Source organism: Chryseobacterium sp. WG23 (genome assembly GCF_024586575.1).
Taxonomy (GTDB): domain Bacteria; phylum Bacteroidota; class Bacteroidia; order Flavobacteriales; family Weeksellaceae; genus Chryseobacterium.
Window position 1 is genome coordinate 487,408 of record NZ_JALCZE010000002.1, and the last position, 21,618, is coordinate 509,025.

The 21,618-nt window shown below is 35.9% G+C and carries 18 protein-coding genes; 9 read left to right on the forward strand and 9 right to left on the reverse strand.

Translation table 11 applies throughout. The annotated features are described in order from the left end of the window. The first annotated feature begins 192 nt into the window (after positions 1-192). Complete coding sequence (locus MP477_RS04960; protein ID WP_257189409.1) at positions 193-1,140, forward strand: beta-1,6-N-acetylglucosaminyltransferase; 948 nt, start codon at positions 193-195, stop codon at positions 1,138-1,140. Positions 1,141-1,234: 94 nt separating this feature from the next. On the opposite strand, the gene MP477_RS04965 is transcribed toward MP477_RS04960, so the two are convergent. Together MP477_RS04965 and MP477_RS04970 are read right to left on the reverse strand one after the other, a co-directional pair. Next, positions 1,235-2,755, reverse strand: a complete 1,521-nt coding sequence (locus tag MP477_RS04965) for an adenosine kinase (RefSeq protein ID WP_257189410.1) — start codon at positions 2,753-2,755, stop codon at positions 1,235-1,237. A gap of 381 nt (positions 2,756-3,136) precedes the next feature. Continuing rightward, positions 3,137-4,474, reverse strand: coding sequence for a retropepsin-like aspartic protease (locus MP477_RS04970; RefSeq protein WP_257189411.1), 1,338 nt, complete (start codon positions 4,472-4,474; stop codon positions 3,137-3,139). Between the two features lie 198 nt (positions 4,475-4,672). Between MP477_RS04970 and MP477_RS04975 the strand changes: the two genes are divergently transcribed. Both MP477_RS04975 and MP477_RS04980 read left to right on the forward strand, forming a co-directional pair. Beyond that, positions 4,673-5,668: an SDR family NAD(P)-dependent oxidoreductase gene (locus MP477_RS04975; RefSeq protein WP_257189412.1), complete on the forward strand. Its 996-nt coding sequence runs from the start codon at positions 4,673-4,675 to the stop codon at positions 5,666-5,668. A gap of 58 nt (positions 5,669-5,726) precedes the next feature. Beyond that, entirely contained in the window at positions 5,727-6,542 is an 816-nt protein-coding gene (locus tag MP477_RS04980) for an AraC family transcriptional regulator (protein WP_257189413.1), read from the forward strand. A 109-nt stretch (positions 6,543-6,651) separates the two neighbouring features. Here the strand turns inward: MP477_RS04980 and MP477_RS04985 are convergent, their stop codons facing one another. Beyond that, a complete protein-coding gene (locus tag MP477_RS04985; protein WP_257189414.1) occupies positions 6,652-7,770 on the reverse strand; it encodes an acyltransferase in 1,119 nt (372 codons plus the stop codon). Positions 7,771-7,953: 183 nt separating this feature from the next. On the opposite strand from MP477_RS04985, the gene MP477_RS04990 reads away from it, so the two are divergent. The 5 genes from MP477_RS04990 (at position 7,954) to MP477_RS05010 (ending at position 12,753) form a co-directional block, all read left to right on the forward strand. Then, positions 7,954-9,012 (forward strand): sensor histidine kinase, encoded by a 1,059-nt coding sequence (locus MP477_RS04990; RefSeq protein ID WP_257189415.1) that lies wholly within the window; start codon positions 7,954-7,956, stop codon positions 9,010-9,012. Beyond that, entirely contained in the window at positions 9,005-9,700 is a 696-nt protein-coding gene (locus MP477_RS04995; protein WP_230035826.1) for a LytTR family DNA-binding domain-containing protein, read from the forward strand. Before MP477_RS04990 ends, MP477_RS04995 begins: the two co-directional genes overlap by 8 nt. A gap of 384 nt (positions 9,701-10,084) precedes the next feature. Next, on the forward strand, positions 10,085-10,639 hold the full coding sequence (locus MP477_RS05000) for a hypothetical protein (RefSeq protein ID WP_230035824.1): 555 nt from the start codon (positions 10,085-10,087) through the stop codon (positions 10,637-10,639). A gap of 80 nt (positions 10,640-10,719) precedes the next feature. After that, positions 10,720-11,424 (forward strand): ABC transporter ATP-binding protein, encoded by a 705-nt coding sequence (locus MP477_RS05005; protein ID WP_230035822.1) that lies wholly within the window; start codon positions 10,720-10,722, stop codon positions 11,422-11,424. 888 nt (positions 11,425-12,312) lie between these two features. Next, a complete protein-coding gene (locus MP477_RS05010; RefSeq protein WP_257189416.1) occupies positions 12,313-12,753 on the forward strand; it encodes a hypothetical protein in 441 nt (146 codons plus the stop codon). 92 nt (positions 12,754-12,845) lie between these two features. Here the strand turns inward: MP477_RS05010 and MP477_RS05015 are convergent, their stop codons facing one another. From MP477_RS05015 to MP477_RS05030, 4 genes are all read right to left on the reverse strand, one after another. Then, a complete protein-coding gene (locus MP477_RS05015; protein WP_230035818.1) occupies positions 12,846-13,646 on the reverse strand; it encodes a patatin-like phospholipase family protein in 801 nt (266 codons plus the stop codon). A 226-nt stretch (positions 13,647-13,872) separates the two neighbouring features. Beyond that, on the reverse strand, positions 13,873-15,816 hold the full coding sequence (locus MP477_RS05020; RefSeq protein WP_257189417.1) for an alpha/beta fold hydrolase: 1,944 nt from the start codon (positions 15,814-15,816) through the stop codon (positions 13,873-13,875). 96 nt (positions 15,817-15,912) lie between these two features. After that, on the reverse strand, positions 15,913-17,301 hold the full coding sequence (gene lpdA / locus MP477_RS05025) for a dihydrolipoyl dehydrogenase (RefSeq protein WP_257189418.1): 1,389 nt from the start codon (positions 17,299-17,301) through the stop codon (positions 15,913-15,915). Between the two features lie 226 nt (positions 17,302-17,527). After that, positions 17,528-17,791, reverse strand: coding sequence for a hypothetical protein (locus MP477_RS05030; protein WP_230035811.1), 264 nt, complete (start codon positions 17,789-17,791; stop codon positions 17,528-17,530). Between the two features lie 484 nt (positions 17,792-18,275). Between MP477_RS05030 and MP477_RS05035 the strand changes: the two genes are divergently transcribed. Beyond that, the gene (locus MP477_RS05035) at positions 18,276-19,157 is read left to right on the forward strand and encodes a hypothetical protein (protein WP_257189419.1); all 882 of its coding nucleotides are present in this window, start codon (positions 18,276-18,278) and stop codon (positions 19,155-19,157) included. A gap of 58 nt (positions 19,158-19,215) precedes the next feature. On the opposite strand, the gene MP477_RS05040 is transcribed toward MP477_RS05035, so the two are convergent. Continuing rightward, positions 19,216-20,664 carry an alpha-L-fucosidase gene (locus MP477_RS05040; protein ID WP_257189420.1) on the reverse strand — a complete coding sequence of 483 codons (1,449 nt, stop codon included), beginning with the start codon at positions 20,662-20,664 and terminating at the stop codon, positions 19,216-19,218. A 48-nt stretch (positions 20,665-20,712) separates the two neighbouring features. Further along, positions 20,713-21,612: a TIGR01777 family oxidoreductase gene (locus MP477_RS05045; protein ID WP_257189421.1), complete on the reverse strand. Its 900-nt coding sequence runs from the start codon at positions 21,610-21,612 to the stop codon at positions 20,713-20,715. Between the last annotated feature and the right edge of the window lie 6 nt (positions 21,613-21,618).

Below are 21,618 nucleotides of genomic sequence, written 5' to 3' on the forward strand. Positions count from 1 at the left end.
AAAGAAAAAATTGTGATTTTAAACTATTACAGAGTAGCAAAGGCAGTGACCTGTTTTATAAACATCTGCAAACATACAATAAAGAAAGCAAACAAACCCACTTTTAATGAATTGATTATCAAAAATTTATTCGTAATTTATGCACTTTAAACGAATTGTTTGCAGGCGCGGATGATTTTAATCTTCCTAACTATGCAAACACCTTCTCCCACAACAGACCCTTACCGAAAAACATTACCATTACAAGCTGTGCCGCATGTACGAATTGCTTATTTTATTATGGTACATCATAAGCCTGAAGTATTTAAAGCCATGTTTCAGAAGATTTATACCCGGGATCAGTTCTATCTTATTCATATCGACCGGAAATCTACATCACAGTTCACAGAAGAGATTCAACAGTATGCTGTTCAATTTCCCAATGTCTATATTTTAGATAGCCTGAATATTGTATCGGGAGGCTTCAGTATGATTCAGGCTGAACTCAACGCGATGGAGTTTCTCCTGAATGTGAGCCGGGAGTGGGATTATTTTATTAACCTTAGCGGTGAAGATTATCCGCTTAAATCTCAACAAATCATCCGTAAATTCCTTACGGTCAATAACGGCCGAAATTATCTTTTTTATTATGATCAAAAGTTTTACAGGCCGGATACCCTGCAGCGAATACAGAATCATTTTACGGAACTAGCCCATGTGATCTCCTCATTCATTTATAAAAGAGAGTTTATGAAAGGAGTGACACCTTATATTGGCGGAAAATGGTTTATGTTTACAAGAGAAACCTGCCTATTCCTTACCAACAATAAAAGAGTAATGGATTTTGAGGAGTATTACCTTTATACGTTCTTACCTGCGGAATCATTTTTTCAGACCGTTCTTATGAATACATCCTTCAGTGATATTATCGTCAATGATGATAAAAGAGCGGTAATCGGGAAATCAATTTTCAAAAACAAGCAGGACATCCTGAATTATATTAAGTCTCTGGAATCCAGCAACCAGCTTTTTATCAGAAAAATAAATAATAAAACGGATGAAAGCGTCCTGGCTTATATTGAAAACAGTTTCCATATTCCTTTACCGGAAATTGATGAAATTGAAAAAGAACTCAAAAGAGATGGCTATGAAAACAACTGATTTTTTACTATAGTTTACAATATATAAATCCCTAAATAATAATAGCACCATGTTCAATGATGCTATTTTATTTTATAGTACTAAAATTTAAAATTTATTGGGTAGACTGTGTTATTACTGAGTTGTTTTTTTGGACAAAATCATTCCACTGTTTATTCAGGTGGGTAATAGCAAGCTTTTTTTTATTGTCATTCATAGAAGAATAGGTAATGGAATTAAAAACCAGTTTTTTCAAGGCTTTTACATCCAACTCCCAATAGACAAAAGCAACCCAGAAATCGTAGCTAAGCCCTTCATATCCGTATACCGACGGATCATCACTGTTTATGGAGCACTGTACTCCATTACTTAATAACACTCTTGCCGGATGATTCCTCAAGTCACTTACATATCCTAAAATCTGGTTACTGATTGGGCTTACCTCAACCAGTTTATTCTGTTTTTTGATCAGCTCCATCGTTTTCGGAAAATAGATCAGGTTTAGGCCATGACCAATCCTTCGGTTATTCAACAATGAAGTATCAAAAACATTTTTATTAAAGACTGAATTACTTTCACCGGCATGGAGGAAAAGAGGCATTTCTACGCCATACTTTTTACTAAGTCCGTCCAATGCGTTCCAGTTTTTCTCAAAGAAATTAATAGGATGGCCTGCCGCTTCATCTGCCACAAGATCAAACCCGGAAATCATCTCCGGAAATTCTTTTTTGAGTTCAAAAGCTGTTTCAAGCTGCTTTTCAATATTTTCAGGATCTAAAAACTTAAAACTTGAATAAATGAGTTTCAGGCTGAACTGAGGGTCTGATTTCTGCACTTCTTTAACGATATCCTGCAGGTCGGTAATCGATTTCTTTAAAGGATATTTACCGTGTTGAAAATCATAAAGTTCTTCAAAAACATATCGGATTTCCAGATGCTGTACTTTATCTTTCGCCAAATCCTTGAAGCCTTTCAGATAATATTCTTTAAAAAAAGGACGATAAGGCAACAGCAGATTAATGCGTTGAAAACGTTTCTCAAACTCAATCCAATAGTTGGTATAGTTACATAATTTATCCCTCTTCAGAGTGAGAAGCTCCAATAATTCTTTTTCAAAATGAGGATCTGAAATAAGCTTTTTATCAAGACTTACAAATCCTTTTGGAACTTTCCCATTTTCAAAAAATGCCAGCTGACCTACAATAAATTGATCACTGTCTTTTTGGTCATACACATAACATTCTTTATATTTTCTTGCAGTTGCAACTACCCATTTCATATCGGTAACTCCTCCACTGTGGGTATGCAACAAGCCGCCTTTAGGCATTGTTTGAAAAACTTTATACAGCTTACTGCCTTCTATCAACGGTTTTAATTCATTAAAAGAGCTGTTATATAAAGGGATCTTTTGTTTCTCTGTTTCGCTAAGGAATTGCGTTCGTAGTTCAAATAATTTTTTATCTAATGTAAGTTCAGCATCAGATAAGTGTATATCAGCATCAAAAGCAACTGCTTTATTTTCCTTTTCTAACGACATCCAGTTCTGCTCATAGGTGGATTTTTCAACCACTTTAGTTTGTGCCCCGAACAAAGGAAATCCAAAAAGCAGGATATAAGTAGAATATTTTCTCATCATAAATAGTAAGGTTCGTTTTCCACAACAGTTTTTGGAACAACTCATTGTGTAAATGAAATTATTTTCAAAAATATAATTAATTTTCCTGTTAAAAGAACTTCAATCGAAGAAGATAACGGACAATATCACCTAATTCCGTCAAAATATGATACTTGAATATTTTTATTTTTTTTATTAAACCCTATCTTTTAGCAGGAGATATTAATTATTAGCTATTTACCTTTACATGGAAAAGCCAAAAACTACCCTGCCTATGTAATCACATTCATATCCATCATATTTTGTATAAGGAACAGGTTTTTCCTGTTCATTAAAACAAATAGCACCATTTGAGTAAAATGGTGCTATTCTATTATAATTGTTCTCAATTTCCGAATATGATCAGTCAAACTTAATAAACATCTGATCAAAATTCATGGTCATTTTGTTGAATTGGCGGATCACATCCTGGCCAATATTTCCGTAAACTGTTTCTTTATTAATTTTAGCTGTTAGCACACTTACATTCTCAAGAGGAACTTTCTTATCCAGGATATGAAAAGTGTGGTTGATCTTAAACCCTTCATATTCAATTTTCCCACCGGCTCCACCCATGCTGATTTTAGTCACCTGATACTGTTTTTCAATATTTTTTTTATTCTCCTGATAAAAAGGGGCATACAAAATGGTATGATCGGCTCCCGTATCGAATGAAAAATGCTTTCCATCAATAAAAATAAGGGGAGATAATCCGTCAATAGCCAGATTGGAGACTGTATTTATTTTCGTTTCTGTGTCGGGTACTATAAAATAATCGTCCTGCGTCAGCTGAACTTCTTTTAATGCTTCTATAACGGGAAACCCGAGGATACCATTGATCTGGTATTTGATTTGAGGAAAACTGAGTGCGCTATCTGCAAACACCAGAAAAACAGCGTTTTCCACGGTAATATTTCCGAGAACCAATTTTTTGCAGACCGCAAGATCGGCTTTAACGGAAATACCGGTAATAGCATCTACGTCAATAGCTGCCGGAATGATCTTCATATGTAAGCGCTGAGCAGCTGAAGTTGAAATCGTAGAAATATTAGCCCCCGTATCAAAAATAAAGTTCATGGTATCTTCTCCAATATTCACTTTCAGGTTTTTCAATCCTGCCCCGTCTTTTTCCATTTTCAAACGGGTTGCACCATTCAATACCACTTTCTGACGGGGCTCATTTTCCAGCGCGGTCCAGATTTTCAGATTATTCTTCAGGTCATTTTTTTCATCTTCTGTAAGCAAACTTTCATATTGTTGAAGAGTTTCCTGTACTGCTTTTTTAGCTCCGGCATAATCATACTGTTTCATACAGTTATCTTCTTTAATATGCCAGATTTTAAGCTTCAGCGAGTCTGGAAATGAAGTTTTTAAGGCTTCCAGTTCAGCTATTTTCCTGTTAGATTCTTCAGGTTTGTTAAATGCATTATCAAGCACCGCTTCTGTAAAATATTGATATTCCACAGGCAGTTTTTTCTTATGTACCGCAAAAGATGAATGCGCTTCAAAAAAATTCTTTTGCTTTATTTGAGCATATATCATATTAAATGCTGAAGCAGATGTTTGTCCAAAACCTCTAGGAGACATAAATAGCAAGATAAATAACACTGCTGTACGTATTGTATTTATTCTTCCGAATGATTCTGTTTTTAAAAACATTCTTACATAATTCTGAGTATTCCTCATTATAATAGCGTTCATTTATTGAGTTTTATCTGAATCTGCTAATTTATTAAAACTAATCATGTTTTAACGCAAAAATTATTTTAAAATGGTACCTCATCAGGCAATAGAAAATCAAATTCATGACAGTTACAACAAAGTAAATTGACTCTTACAACAAAATGAAAGGGAAAAATCCGGAATACCTTTGCTGTATACCATTAAAATACCAAAACAATGCAAAACAGTAATTATCAGGGTGCAATGCAAAAGCCTATTATTTCAGGGTTTAATGCACAGTCAACAGCAGAAGAAGTGATCAAAGAGATTGATCTTACAGGAAAGGTTGCCATTGTAACCGGAGGAAATACAGGTATCGGTCTGGAAACGACTAAAACTTTGGCTGCAGTGGGAGCAACCGTTATTGTACCTGCCCGGAACATAGAAAAAGCGATAGAAAACCTGAAGGGAATTGATAACATAGAAATAGAGCCGATGGATCTCATGGATCCTTTGTCTATTGATGATTTTGCGGAAAAATTTCTCGCATCCGGAAGGTCTCTTCACCTGTTGATCAACAATGCAGGTATTATGTGGGTGCCACTGCGCAGAGATGAACGGGGTATTGAATCGCAGCTGGCTACGAATTACCTGGCTCAGTTCCAGTTAACAGCAAAATTATGGCCGGCTCTTAAAAGTGCTCATGGAGCCAGAGTGGTCAATGTATCCTCACAAGGACATCAGTTTGCCCCTTTCAATTTCGAAGATCCCAATTTCCTGACCCGTGAATATGAAACCCTTCAAGGATATGGCCAATCTAAAACAGCGGTTAATCTTTTTTCTCTTGAGCTAGATAACCGGGCAAGATCAGCGGGAGTAAGAGTATATTCTGTACATCCGGGGTCAATTGCCGGTACAGAATTGGGAAGAGAAGCTCCCTTGGAACTTTTCCAAAAAATGGGATTGACAGACGCTCATGGAAATATCCCTGAGGAAATACGCTCTACCTTAAAAACAATTCCTCAGGGTGCTGCCACAACAGTATGGTGTGCCATCAGTCCACAACTTAATACCATAGGAGGAGTATACTGTGAAGATACGGATATTGCTCCATTAGCTCTTGAAAACACAGTAGCAAAAGGAGTAAAACCATACTCTTTAGATCAATCCAATGCCAACCGTTTATGGGACTGGAGTGAGAAAATAACAGGCATCAGATTTCTTGTGGAATAAGGCAAAACAGAACACTGCAAAATGTATTATATTTATTAATCTAAAAATATCATGAGCTATGGATCATATTTCAAAATACCTGACAAAGGAGATCAAATTATCCTGTTATGAGGATAAGCTATTCAAGTCAGATCTTATGTTTGATGATCATATGCTGGTGTGGTTTATTTCCGGCGAAACCAAAATCATACAGGCAGATAAAACGTATTATTTCCATGCCGGCGATACTTTTTTAATTCCCCGAAATCAGCTGGCTACAGTTGTCAACTATCCTAAGGATGGGCTGCCTCATAAAACCGTTGTACTGCATCTCTCTGTAGAGCGCCTGAAGCAATACTATGAAAAAATTGACCTTCCCAACCCCATACTCCCGGAACAGTGTATCTATAGTTTTAGTAACCATCCGTTACTGAAGAGCTATTTAAACTCTTTGCTGCCCTATTTTGAAATGGAGGAAACCTTTCCTGAGCATATTGCTTCTCTTAAAATGACTGAAGCTATTGCAATCCTCAGATCTGTAAATCCAGATGTAGATAAAGTTCTTACTCATTTTGATGCTCCGGGAAAAGTGGACCTTGTCAATTTTATGGAACGGAATTTTATGTTCAATATGCCTTTGGAGAAACTTGGGTATCTCACCGGTCGCAGTCTTTCTACCTTTAACCGGGATTTTAAAAGACATTTTAACAGTACTCCTCAGAAATGGCTGATTGCCAAAAGGCTTGAACTCGCCTACTACCAGTTGGCAGAAAAAAACAGGAAACCTAAAGACATTTTCCTTGAAGTAGGATTTGAAGATCTCTCCCACTTTTCTTTTGCTTTTAAAAAGAAATACGGAATATCGCCGGCCAAGCTTAAGCCTGGCTTACGGTAAAATGGACTTCTTCAGAATGGTAAGATCGCTTTTTTATTTAAAGTTTTAAATTTCTGCTGTTTTCAAATTAAATCCCCAAAAAGCACTCCTATTTGGGGATTCTTTAGTCTTATTTATGAGAGCTGTTCAACAGTCTGTATTTAAGCCTAGAAAATGGTTTCTCAATTAAATACCTGTACAGCAGCCCTCCTCCAATACAGGCAAAAAAGCAGATCATAAGGCTTATATTGTCTGAAGTTTGAACTTCCAAATAATCAAGACCGGTTTGTACCATATGAATAATTCCTTTATGAGAAAGGTAAACGGCATACGATAAAGCAGCCAGCTGCGTGGTAGCATAGCATCTAACCCGGGAAAAAAATGAAGATTCAGATACAGCAGACATTACCAGTATTCCGTAACTAACAGCCACCAAAGTAAATCCAAAGACAGAAGCTTCTTTTGAAGCCTGCTCATTACAAACCCAGAATGAAACTCCCAGCAGTACCAATCCCAGGAAAAAAAGCTTATTTCCATGACAGTGAACAAACCTCTTAAACACTGATGAATACTGCATTAAATAGCCAATCAACACCCCTATTCCCAAACCGTCTAACCGGGCATAGGTCGGATAATAGATGTTCATATACCACAAACGCCAGAACTCCGAAGAATTACTATCAGCGGAAACTAAAAACTGGTTCCACATGAAGAATCTGAGTACCAGAGAAAAAGGGATCAGCAGAATAATTAAAACAGCTATATATTGAAACAGCTTGATCCGCTTTACCATCAAAAGAAATAAAGGAAGGAGAAGATAAAACTGCTCTTCGATGCACAATGACCAGGCATGGGAAAATGTACCCTGATCAATTACATTCAATCCTAAATTCTGAGTAAAGGAAATGAACTTCCATAAAGGCGGCAATGCTTCCCTCTCCCTGAAAAAAGGAAAAGTAAAATACAGCAACAGGGTAACCCCATATGGTGGAATAATTCTGAAAAAACGTTTCGTATAAAATATGTTCAGACTGATCGTTTCCTTATTTTCTATTTCTTTAAACAGCTGGCTCGATATCAAAAAACCACTTAATACGAAAAAAAGATCAACGCCCGTCCAGCCGAATCTTCCTACACTGTCAATCCAGACCGGATGCCTGAACGCCCGATAATGATACATTAAAACCAATATAATGGCCAGGGATCTCAGATGATCCAACCCGTACAACCTTTCTGACTGTTCTTTCATTTCATTTTTTTGCAAATGTTGCCAGTTTCCGGAATACTTTTTACCGTGACATTTGGAAAACAGCTAAAATGATGTCAACAGTAGAATAAGCCGTCTGAATATCAAACCATGTTATTCATCCTCAATTGATAGTCTTCAGCAACATTTTTCACCTGCTCTGTTTTAGATTTTATATTTTTGAAGATGAAAAATGAGTCAGAGGTTCATATCAGACGTACCCTATATTTCCAGTTATTTTTTTGGTCAGCTTTATTTCTGTTTGGTATTGCAAGAAATTATGGCGAATATGATGGGTTGTCTGCAGAGATCATCATTTATAATTTCTGCCATTGGATTTTTCAGATTATTGCCGCTAATTTTATTTATTTCTTTCTCTTCAGATATTTATTTGACAGGAAAAAATATCTTGAGTTTTCTGTATCCTTGATTATAAGCCTTTATCTTCTCTCGGCCATCAACAGGTTCTTTATTGTTTACATTGCTGAACCTCTTTTTATCAATGAAACGAAAGACAGCATTTACAGCATTTTTACAGATCTGAAATATCTTCTGCTTTATTATACTTTTCCTATCATCAGCGGAGCATTTATCTTTATTTCAATGATGTTTTTCATGCGCTACAAAGATGAAAAAGAGAAAGCTGCAGACCTTCAAAAAGAAAAAGCCGAACTGGAGTTACAAGCCCTCAAATCCCAGCTAAATCCTCATTTCCTTTTTAATACCCTGAATAACATCTATTCGCTTTCACTCAGCCATTCTGAAAAGACTTCTCGATCTATCAGCCAGCTTTCGGATATTTTAGATTATATTTTATACAAAGGGCAAAAAAAGTGGGTATCTGTTTCTGATGAGCTGGATATTCTTGAAGATTATATTGCTTTGGAAAGCCTCCGGTACAGTACTGACCGGTTAAAGATAAGCAGGCAGACCGTATTAAACTCCTCCAATACTATCCCACCACTTCTCTATCTCAGTTTAGTAGAAAATGCCTTTAAACATGGGGCTGGCAAAAATATTAGGCAGACAGAAATAAAAATAGAGATGGAAACCAATGCCAAACATTCGGTCTTTATAATTGAAAATACTTTTCATGAGGAACAGGCTGCTAATGAGAAAGGAATTGGCCTTCAAAATATAAAAAAACAGCTCCGGCATTATTATGATGAAAATTTTACTTTCAGAATTTCCCGGGAAAACAATATTTTTAAAGTTGAAATAATCACGCCTTCACAATATGATTAACTGTATTATAGTAGATGATGAGCCTTTGGCAGCAAAATTACTGGAGAACCATATCTCCAGAATCGATCATTTGAAACTAATTGGGAAAGCTGAAAATGCGATGGAAGCCTATAAAATAATTCAGAATCAACCTGTAGATCTGATGTTTCTGGATATTCAGATGCCTCACTTAAACGGAATTGATTTTTTAAGGTCACTGTCTCAGAAGCCGGCAACTATTTTTACTACTGCCTATCGTGATTTTGCTATTGAAGGTTTTGAACTGGAAGCAATAGATTATCTCCTTAAGCCCATTACTTTTGAACGCTTTTTTAAGTCGGTAGAACGTATCCTAAGAAATACAGCGGCTCCCCAGGAAGATTTTATCATATTCAAGACTGAAGGAATGCAGCGGAAAATTTTTCTTTCAGAAATCATTTATTTTGAGAGCCAGGGAAATGACATTAAAGTAGTGTTGGCTACAAAGGAAAGTTTTATTTCAAAAAATAAAATAACAGATTTACAAGTAATCCTTATTTCCAAAGGTTTTGTAAGAATTCACAGGTCATTTTTGATCAATGCTGATCGGGTTACTGCTTTCAACACTACCGAAGTATTTCTTGGCAGTCATCATATTCCTGTCGGAAGAAGCTACCGGCAAGAGTTTGACTCTTTCATATTGGCAGTTTCAAAAAACAGATTATTGTAACCTTACTGATGAATCATGTATTATTTAAAAATGCTATCCGTTTCATAGCTTTCTTTTTCTGATCATAAAAATTAACACTTATTTTAAATAACTTTATCTCAGATAGTCTGAAAACTAATTTTCAGTCTGTTTTTCAACACCTTACACCTGATAATTTCCGATCTGTTTTTTTCAGAGATTTAAAAAGGAGGATATGCGTGAAAAATAAATAAGCATCTGATCTTCAAACCATTACTTACAACCACCATTTCATAGCTCCCACAGGCAATTCCTCATGAATATCAAAAAAAAGTATTACTTTTGTTTAAAGAATAAAAATTGTTATTTAACTTTTTTATTAGTAAGTTTATATACACCAATTTGTAAAACATTAAAATTCAATTCATGAGAAAAATAATTCTACTTATTACATGCATGTTCAGCATTTCAGTTTTCTCACAAATTAAAGTGTTGAAAAATGAGAGTTTAGTGGAAATTGGTAAAGATAATTCCGTAGGTTTATATAAAAAAGAAGATAAGTTTACCATCAATTACCAGGATCTGAACACCAGCAACCTGAATACCATCCGATCTTTCTCATTCCAAAATCTGAATGGGGATGTATCAGGGCTTTATAAACTTATCATGGAAGGTTTTGTAACAGCTATTCCCGATGAAAATATCATCCTGGAACTTCCTAATGATATTATCGAACTTCATTATGAAAAAAACTATGGTCAGCAGACACTCCAGTTTATCCAGATTATCAACAAGAACCGGAAGTATATCGGAAAATCTCAGTTTTTAACCCAAAAACAGGTTGAGAAAATTTTTGGTAAAACAAATGGTAAGTATGCATTGTATGAAAAATCGGCTGTTGTCAATTCAAAATCAGGTCCAAATACAGCCTCTACAGCAACACCAAGATCTACTGGCGGCAGTAAGAAATCAAAAAAATAAGTATAATTTAAAAATATTGTGAAACTCATTCCATCGAATGAGTTTTTTTATTTTATTTTTGCACAAAGACATTAATCATTATGCCGCTTCAGATAATCAATTTGACTAAAAAGTTTGGGGAACAAACTGCCCTTAACAATATCAACATTTCTATTGATAAAAATGAGATCATCGGCCTTCTCGGTCCTAATGGTGCCGGAAAATCCACTTTAATGAAATCCATCGTTGGTGCATTGAAAATTGACCAGGGCGAAATTATTTTTAATGGTCAAAATATTTCTGAATATGCCATTGAAAGTAAGAAAAAAATAGGATTCCTTCCTGAAAACAATCCACTTTATCTTGAAATGTATGTTAAGGAATATCTTCAGTTTGTAGCAAATATTCATAAAATTTCTGAAGCCAGAGTAGATGAAGTGATTCAGCTTGTAGGGATCACACCGGAAAAGTCAAAAAAAATAAGTCAATTATCTAAAGGATATAAGCAACGTGTCGGGTTGGCCCAGGCTATTATTCACCAACCCGATTTGTTAATTTTGGATGAACCCACTAATGGTCTGGATCCTAACCAGATTATTGAAATCAGAAATGTGGTAAAAGAAATTGGTCAGCAAAAGACGGTTTTACTTTCTACCCATATCATGCAGGAAGTGGAAGCTCTTTGCTCCCGCGTTATCCTTATTCATAAAGGGAATATCCTTCAGGACTGTCCTATTGATGAGTTTAAAGGCAAATTTAACAGCCTGGAAGAAGCTTTTGCAAGCTATACTGCTGTATCCAGCTAAGATTTACAACTTTAAATAAGAGAAATCTGCGGGAGAAATATCAACCACAAAAGCCACAAAAGATTTATACACTCAAGATTTTTAAAAGTGGCTATCACACTGCTGAAAAGTACACATAAGTTTATGAAAATCTCTGATTTTCTTCTAACCTATATGCAGTAATTTTTAAACTTGCTTAAGTGATCTAAAGTGTTAAAATAAGCCTTTCAAACAATGGCATTGTGTCATTCAGCTGAAATCTAAACATAATATAAATCTGCTCAATCTGAGGAGAATAATATCAACCACAAAAGCCACAAAAGATTGAAACACTTAAAATTTTTTAAGTGACTATCACACTGCTGAAAAGTACACATAAGTTTTATGAAAATCTCTGATTTTCTTCTAAAGTGAACTTACCTATATGCAGTAATTTTTAAACTTGCTTAAGTGATCTAAAGTGTTAAAATAAGCCTTTCAAACAATGCATTGTGTCATTCAGCTGAAATCTAAACATAATATAAATCTGCTCAATCTGAGGGAGAATAATATCAACCACAAAAGGCACAAAAGATTGAAACACTTAAAATTTTTTAAGTGGCTATCACACTGCTGAAAAGTACACATAAGTTTTATGAAAATCTCTGATTTTCTTGTATATATACATTTAGATTCCTGCGGAATGACAAGGTAAATGGAAAGCCCCATCATTATCTTTTAACTTCAAGGAATTTGAAATCAGATGCTCAAATATACCAATTGAAGACTGAACATTCCCCTCCACCGGAGGGGTGGCAAATCGAAGATTTGACGGGGTGGTAAATACTACTGCCACATAGTAAACTTATCTCTGTAAAAATGGCTCTATATTTGATGAAACTCTGATTAGTAACCAATAACCTTTAAAATATGATTAAAAGCTTCTTATTAGGAACTTTCTGTCTGGCTCAGTTTTCTTTTGTATATGCGAAAGAAGTTCCGAATGAATCAAAAGACCATCGTGTAACCTCTTATGCTACTTTTCAAAAAGTACCCAAAACGGTCATTATTAAAACAAAGAAATTTAAGATAAGAATTGACAAACAGCCCAACGGTAAGTATCTGTATCAATCATGGAATGCAAACGCTAAAATCACGGCAAAACCAAGCATGATCATCAGTGATGGGGAACTGGTTCCTGACGGTACGGGAGGCAATTACTATATCGTTTTTAACAATCAGGGATACACCTATCAGGTTTGGAGAAATTATCTTACTGATTCAGCCAAAAAAGCACCTTATACCCTTACTGTAAATGATGAAAATGATCAGGAAATTGTACGCGAGGACGGACAAGTAGTGAAGAAATAACTGGATCTAGTATGGATCTCAACCCATAAAGCACTGTAGTATTTCTTCATATTTTACCATATAAAATCCTGCATTGTGATGCAGGATTTATGTTATGTTCCTAATTTTTTCAGTTCCGTGTGATACTGGCTGATTTCAAAACTTTCTGAGGCCGCATTATATCCAATATCAAAAATTTCTTCCAGCCTGTCTTTTCTCCGTTCAAACATTCCGTATGTTGATAATTTCTGTGAAGTAATAAACCAGTCACAATATTCAAACTTTATTTTTTCAATCCTGTAGGAAAGCAGGTCGTAAGAACGTGAAACGATAGCTTTGATTGATTTTAGGTCATTAATATGGGTATCATGGGGTGGTGATACAAAAACTCCGATAAGCTTGTCACATTCGTCCCTGATAATGTCTGCCGGAAAATTATTGAGCACTCCCCCATCACAATACATTTCTTCATCAATGATGTAAGGCGTTGTGATTCCCGGTATAGAACAGGAGGCAATAATAGCATCTACAATTTCGAAATTTTCATCAAAAATTTTCTGTGTTCCTGAAACCAGCTCTGTGGCTACAATTTTCACTTCAATATCCAGATCCTTTAATTTCATATCATGAAAAATAGGCTTAAGATAATTCCTGAAAATGACCGAAGAAACCAATCCGGGTTGATTGAACGTAAAATGTTTCCAGTTGAAAAAATAAATTGAATTGAAGAACTCAAGAATTTCTTCCGGTGTTTTGCCTACAGCATGCAGGCATCCTACAATAGATCCTGCACTACAGCAAGAAAGGATATCTACCTCTATGTTTTTTTCCTTCAAGAATTTTAATACTCCTGCATGGGCGATTCCTTTCGTACCACCTCCTGATAAAACAAGTCCTACTCTTTCAAAATTCATAGAATAAATGTAAGAAATCGGCGTGAGAAAAACAGATTAATTTTTATAAATGTGTTGATTTTAAAATTATTTTAATAAAAAACTAGTATTTATGGTTTATAGGTTTATTTAATTTACTGGTATCATTTTTACCTTACTGTCTTCTCATTTTCTCTTGTCATAATAAAAACACTCCCATAAAAGTTTACGGGAGTGCACTGTTTTCTTATTCAGATAAAAAAATGTTTTATTTCAACAGATATTCCTGCATAAATCTAATCATGGCAAGACGCTGAAAATCGATATTTTCTTTTTTTCTAAAACCATGACCTTCATTTTTTGCTTCAAGGTACCAAACTGTTTTTCCCTGCCCCTTTAACTTATCCCTCATCTGAATAGCTTCTGATACAGGAACTCTGGGATCATTGGTTCCCTGAACGATAAACATAGGTTTTTTAATCTTATCGATATTATTCAAAGGCGCAATTTTCGTGAAAAATTCTGCCATTTTAGGAATTCTTTCATCTCCATATTCTACTCTTCTCAGGTCTCTCCTATACTCTTCAGTATTTTTAAGGAATGTATTGAAATCGGAAATCCCCACTACATCCATGGAACATCTGATTCTGTCGGCATATTCATACGCTGTAGCCAGGGTCATAAATCCTCCGTAGCTTCCTCCTGTGATCATAATCCTGTCTTTATCCAGATCCGGTTGCACTGCAATCCAATCCAGTAAAGCACCGATATCTTTCACAGAGTTCATTCTCAAATATCCGTTATCTGCGGCAATATAGGTCTTTCCAAAGCCTGAAGACCCTCTTACATTAGGTGCAATCACTGCGATACCCATTTCATTCGGAAAATAATTGGACTGCCCAAGTGATGTGGCCATAGACTGACCTTCAGGACCCCCATGAATTGAAATCAGCACCGGTCTTTTCCCTGTAAATTTTGCTGGTGCAGGATAGTAGAATCCTGTAATTTTCATACCGTCAAAACTTTTCCATTCTATCAGTTTTGGAACAGCCATGTCTGTAGGCTGCATTTCTCCCTGCTCACTTTCTGTCCATTTTTCAATACTTTGAGAGGCTATATCCATTTTATAGATATCAGATCCTGAATTAGCTGCAGATTGTGAGAAATAAAGAGATTTTCCATCTCCTGAAAATTTCCCTCCCCCAATAAGGCCAACCGGAATATTGCTTACCGGTGTATATTTCTGGTTATCCGTATTCAATAGATACAGTTTGTTGATCCCACTCTCATTGGTAATGAAAGATAGTCTGGATTTATCTCTAGAAAGATCATAACCTTCTACATTCCACGGAATAGCAGTGGTCAGATAACTGATCTTTTTTGTTTTCACATTCAGAACGGCCAATCTGCTGAATTCATTATCCCTGTCTGTAATATAATAGATTTCATCAGGTTTTTTTCCAAAAGAAGCATTGAGCTGAACAATTCCTTTTTCTTTTCTGCCTGTAACAGGTTCTAATTTCTTTGTTTCTGTGTCGTAGATATACAGATAAGAATCATTGGCAGAAACATATTCTGTGATCAGCAACTTCTTATGATCATCAGAAATATCGCTGATTCCCCATCCTCCACCTTTAAGTTCCAAAACAGGCTTGGTTTCTTCGGGTCTTAGGGGATTCATATAATAGATATCACGGTCACCTCCATTTCTTTTGGTAGAGGTAAAATAAAATCCTGAACCGTCTTTTTTCCAGGTAATACCACCATTTTGGGTTCTTCCTCCATCGGTAAGCAGCTTGGATTCCAATGTCTTCAGATCTAATGTATACAGCTGCCCAAATTCATTTCCTCCCGTATCTTTTGAGTAAACAAGGTATTCCCCTTTCGTAGGCTCGTAAGAAGCAATATTAACAGGTTCATCAAAGAAGGTAACCTGTCTTCTGGCGCCCATAGGCATAGAAATCTTATACAGCTGGTTAGTAGAGGCGAAACGGGTAACGGCAATGATTTCTTTTCCGTTAGGATGGATATCCGCCAAAGAAGCATTTCTGCTTTCAGAATATTTTTTAAGACTCTGGCCTAAACTTTTAGGGATTGGCAGAATATTTTGTGCAATAAGATTTTCATTGGGAGCTACAAATTCATTTTTTTCCTGTGCAGAGAAGAAGGCTCCTGCTAAAGCGAAAGCAGCTATGATAGATTTATTCCTCATGTTAATTTTTCACCGAAATTAGGTATTTTTAATAGAAAAACCACAGACAAAATCTGTGGTTTATAATATCAATAAAGAGTTTTGCTCTTTTGTATCTTAAATATGAATAACTTCACCGTAAGCTGCTGCTGCTGCTTCCATGATAGCCTCAGAAACAGTTGGGTGAGGGTGAATAGACTTAATGATCTCATGACCTGTAGTTTCAAGTTTTCTTGCTACAACAGCTTCAGCAACCATATCAGTTACTCCTTCACCAATCATATGACATCCTAACCACTCTCCGTATTTAGCATCAAAAATAACTTTGATGAAACCATCTGTATTTCCGTTTGCTGTAGCTTTACCACTTGCAGAGAGAGGGAATTTACCTACTTTAATTTCGTATCCTTTTTCCTTAGCCTGCTTTTCTGTAAGACCTACAGAAGCTACTTCAGGATGACAGTAAGTACATCCCGGGATATTACCATAGTCGATCTTTTCAACATGCATTCCTTTGATTTTCTCAACACAAGTGATTCCTTCTGCTGAAGCTACGTGAGCCAATGCCTGAGTTGGGATGATATCCCCAATCGCATAGTAACCCGGTACTGAAGTTTCGTACCATTCATTTACTAAAACTCTTCCTTTATCTGTTTGGATTCCTACTTCTTCTAAACCGATGTTTTCGATGTTGGCAGCAATACCTACAGCAGATAATAGGATATCGGCTTCTAATGTAATATTTCCGTTAGCCGTTTTTACGGTAGCTTTTACTCCTTCTCCACTTGTATCAACGCTTTCTACAGAAGCATTGGTCATAATTTCAATTCCTGTCTTCTTCAGAGATTTCTCTAAGTGTTTAGAGATTTCTTCGTCTTCTACAGGTACGATATTTGGCATAAATTCTACAACAGTTACTTTTGTTCCCATTGTATTATAGAAATCGGCAAATTCTACTCCAATCGCTCCAGAACCTACAACGATCATAGATTTTGGCTGCTCAGGAAGAGATAATGCCTGTCTGTATCCGATTATTTTTTTACCGTCTTGTGGTAAGTTTGGTAATTCTCTTGAACGAGCTCCTGTAGCAATGATAATATGGCTTCCTGAATATTCAGTTACTTTACCATCTTTATCTGTAACAGAAACTTTTTTACCTTTCTGTACAGTTGCTGTACCAAGAATTACATCAATCTTGTTCTTTTTCATTAAGAATTCGATTCCTTTGCTCATTTTGCTGGCTACCCCACGGCTTCTCTGAATAACATTCGGGAATTCAAAGCTAGCTTCCACTTTATTCAATCCGTAATCTTCAGCATGGTTAATATAATGAAAAACCTGAGCAGATTTCAATAAAGCTTTAGTAGGAATACATCCCCAGTTAAGGCAAATTCCCCCTAAGTTTTCTTTCTCGATAATTGCGGTTTTGAAACCCAACTGTGCTGCTCTGATCGCAGTAACATATCCACCAGGACCACTTCCAATGACAATAATATCGTAATTCATTACTTTAAAAATTTTTATGCGAATTTAAGGAAAAATATTGGATGTTTCATGTTTCTGAAAATAGATGTAAAAATGCACCAGCAAGCTTATTTTATTTAATTTTAAACAAAATAAAAGCACAAAAAATCGCTCTTTTTCAACAAACAGCATTCAGAATTGAAAATTTCATAAAATAAAATAAGTAAAAACAGACTTATCTCATTTTAATAAGTGTAAGAAATCTATATTATTTCATACTTCTAAGTAATCGTTTCTGGCTTTGATATTTTTTATTTAAAGCTTTTAACTGATCTCTTTTCATTTGTTTGGTGGCAAGCGGATGATTCAGAATTAATTTCTTTTCAGTATTGTATCTTTTATCGAGCTCACGCATTTTGGCATCTACCAATTCGGTTTTCGACGGATGCGGCGGAAGTGGAGGATGTTTTTGGGCTGAAACATGCATTGATAAACCTACGAACAACAGGGTGAAAATAAATAACTTATTCATGATGTTTATATTTTTAAAATGATTTTAATAAATTAATTATGTTTAATTAAATTCATTTTGGTTTATAATAAAAGTGCACATATCATACCATGATCAAAAATTACAACATAGAGTTTACAATCATTAAAAAACATCAACAATAGTTTATTTATAACTGATTATTTTCATCATATTATGATATTCTAAAAATATTTAATTATTTGGGGAAGAAAAATTATCAAATAACCCTCAAAAAAACAAAAAACGTCTTTCCATGTGATCTGTGAGAGAAAATAAAAATGCATCAATCATCGTCAATTACTATATTAATCAGTACTATAGCTATTATCTTACGATTTGGAATTTGCTGCAGACTTGTTTAAAAATAAGTCTAAAAAACATACATCACTTACATAGGAATTAAATTATTAAATTAGAAAATATGTAGCATAAAGTAAATTACGTATGTTTTTTTCATATTTTTGTAAAAAACAATTTTAAAAATATGAAAAAATACATTTCGATTCTCTTATTTGGGGCAGTAACCTTAAGTGCACAGGTTGGTATTAATACCACAACCCCCAACAGTACTTTAGCAATAAATGGTTCTCTGAGAGCAGGTTATAAAGAAGTAGCTACTACCACATATGCCATTACAGCTACTGACCACTATATTACCTACAACGGAACAGGTAATACCACTTTTACGCTTCCTGTTATTGGGAGTGGAACGGCCAGCTATACAGGTAGAATTTATAAAATTAAAAATATTTCTACCTCTAACCTTACCATCCAGCCTTCCGGAGGTAATACTTTGAGGATAGACAGTACTCCTGTTCCCTCTTTTGTAGTGCCGGTAGGAGCTTACGCAGAAGTGGTGAACAATGGGAATACCACTGGCGGAACCTGGGATCTCTCTTTCACGGTTCTTCCTAAGCCAAGTAATGTGGAAATTTATGGATCTCAATTGTCCATTCCTCCTCATGGAAACGGATCACCGGGAGTTGCAGACTGGTCAAACCATACCAATACTTCTTATGATACAGGATCCGGAACGGACCTATGGTGGCTTATCAGTAAATCATCCGTAACCAATGCCCATACAGCTTCTTATTCCAATACAAGCAGAATGACCATTGTTTATGAATATCAGGGAACTCCTTTCAATGTAACCAATATGTATCCTATTCTTACAGCGGGAAATAATTCAAGTTTTCCTGATGTATTTACGGCATCATTTGTAAGTCTTGCCAATAACGGAACCGGCGGAAAGACCAGACTTACGGTATCTGTTGCCCGTATAGACTTCATTGGAGCCAATGGTACCAACAACAGTAACTGGACTGGTACATTCTTACTGAACCTTCTGTTGGCAAGAAAATACTAAAAGATTCAAACATTATACCTTCAAAAGAGCAGCATAAATCTGCTCTTTTTATTTTGAATTACTGTTTGATCTGAATAACTGCAGCATATTTTAATGCGGCCCGGTCCTGCGGAAGCTTTACCTTAATTGTATTTCCATTTTTCTTCCATTGAACTGCAGAAGAAATCCCCAGAACTTTCAATGATTTTGGAGTGAATTGTTCCGGAATAGCAAAGATAAGCTCTGATGGAGCCTTGTATTCTGACTTTGACTGGGTATCCAAATGGAAAATATTTAATATATGGCCATCTTTGCTCCGGGTATAGTAAAACTCTCCTTCATGATAAGGGGACACGCTTCTTGTTGCAAAAACCGCTGATTCATTTTTCTCCATCCAACCGGAAATTTCTTTTAATCGTTCATACACTACAGCATCGTAGTCGCCCTCAGGGCCTGGTGCAATATTCATCAGGTAATTTCCTCCCCGGGAAATTATCTTTACCAGTGTTTCAATGATTTTTTGTGATGATTTATAATTGTCATTGGGAACATAGGAGAAAGAATCTCCCATAGTAATGCAGCTTTCCCAAGGGACAGAAAGTGCCTGTTCCGGAACCGCCTGCTCAGGAGTTATATAATTTTCCCATTTTCCGGAGACAGTACGGTCTACAATAATAATCCCGGGTTGATTTTTACGGGCCATTGCCCCTATTTTATCCATGTCAATATCCTGCTGCACCTTGATCGTCCTCTGCCACTCTACTTTCGGGTCTATGGTATTGAAAGGGCGAACCCAGCCCCCATCGAGCCAAAGAATATCGATTTTTCCGTAACCGGAAGTAATTTCATTCAGCTGGTTAAAAGTAAAGTTCTTAAAGCTTTTCCATTTTTCAGGATATTTCTTAGGGTCATAATTTACATTTCTGTCTTTTGGAGGAAAGTATGACCACCAATAGTCGTCGGAATGCCAATCAGGTTTTGAAAAATAAGCGCCAATTTTAAAATCTTCTTTTCTGAAAGAATTAAAAATCTCTTTTGTTATGTCTGCCTTCGGATTCTTCGAAAACGGGGTTTTTGTTGATGTTATTTTGTAATCGGACTGTTGGGTATCAAACATGGCAAAACCATCATGATGTTTTGTTGTAAAAACCACATATTTCATCCCTGCTTTTTTTGCTGCATCTGCCCATTTCTGTGGATTAAACCCTATGGGATTAAAGGTAGTCTGAAGATTTTCATAGTTTTTCACATATTCATTATATGATTTCCCATGTTCGGGCTTTCTCTGCGTCCATGACTCATCTTCAGGACATAAGGTCCAGCTTTCAACAATTCCCCATTGGCTGTAAGTTCCCCAATGCATAAACAAACCGAATTTCAGATCCTGCCATTGTTCTAAATTCTGTACAACAACAGGATCTATAGGCTTTTGGTATCCTTCAGAAACATTATGGGCCTGTGATAAAAGCTTTGTGGCAATCAAAAATGAAGAAAGGACAATGATTTTTGTTTTTTGTCTGGCTGGCATAGAGGAATCGTTTGTGCTAATTTAACTATCTTCCCATAATATACAATATCAGGTTTTCAAAAGATGATGTATGGCTTCATCCATTCCGGGATAAGAAAAATTAAATCCTGCCTTACTCAGTTTTTCAGGATAAACATTCCGGCTTTTGAGTAACAGCTCGGTTTCTGTTTTCAGCAGGATAGAAGCTATTTCCAGCTGCCAAACCGGCGCATTAAGGCCAAAAGGAATATTCAGCTGTTTTCTTAATTTCCTCATCATCTCTTCATTGGACACAGGATTTGGAGCTGTTATATTGACGGCCCCCGTCATGTTTTCATGATCTATAATCCATTCCACAGCTTTACAAAAGTCATCAATATGAATCCAGCTTACCATTTGCTGACCCCGTCCCTGCTTACCTCCTAGTCCCAGCTTTGTAATCAGTTTTAATTTTGGAAAAGCACCTCCGTTATCCCCCAGGACAATAGAGGTACGGAGTGCTACTTTTCTGGTTTCATTGTTTTTAATGGTAAAGAACTCTTCTTCCCAACTCTTACAGATATTCATTGAAAAATCATCGCCTATTACTCCATTTTCTTCAGTATTCAAATGCTTTTCTGAATGTACGTAGATGGTTGCAGAGCTTGCATTCAGCCAGATTTTCGGTTTATCCGAACAACTGTTTACGGCTTCCTGCAATACTTTAGTGCTTTCTATTCTTGAAGAATAAATCTCCTGCTTATTTTTCTCAGTATAGCGGCAGTCAACAGATTTCCCGGTAAGGTTGATCAGAACATCTGTTTTTTCAAGGCTATTTTTCCATTCACCCAGTGTTTTTGCATTCCAGTAGATTTCATTTTTACGCTTGGGATTTCTGGTTAAGATCAGCACCTGATTTCCTTTTTCTGTAAAATACTTTTCCAGGTTTTCGCCGAGAAATCCGGATCCACCTGCTATAATTATTTTCATTTTTTG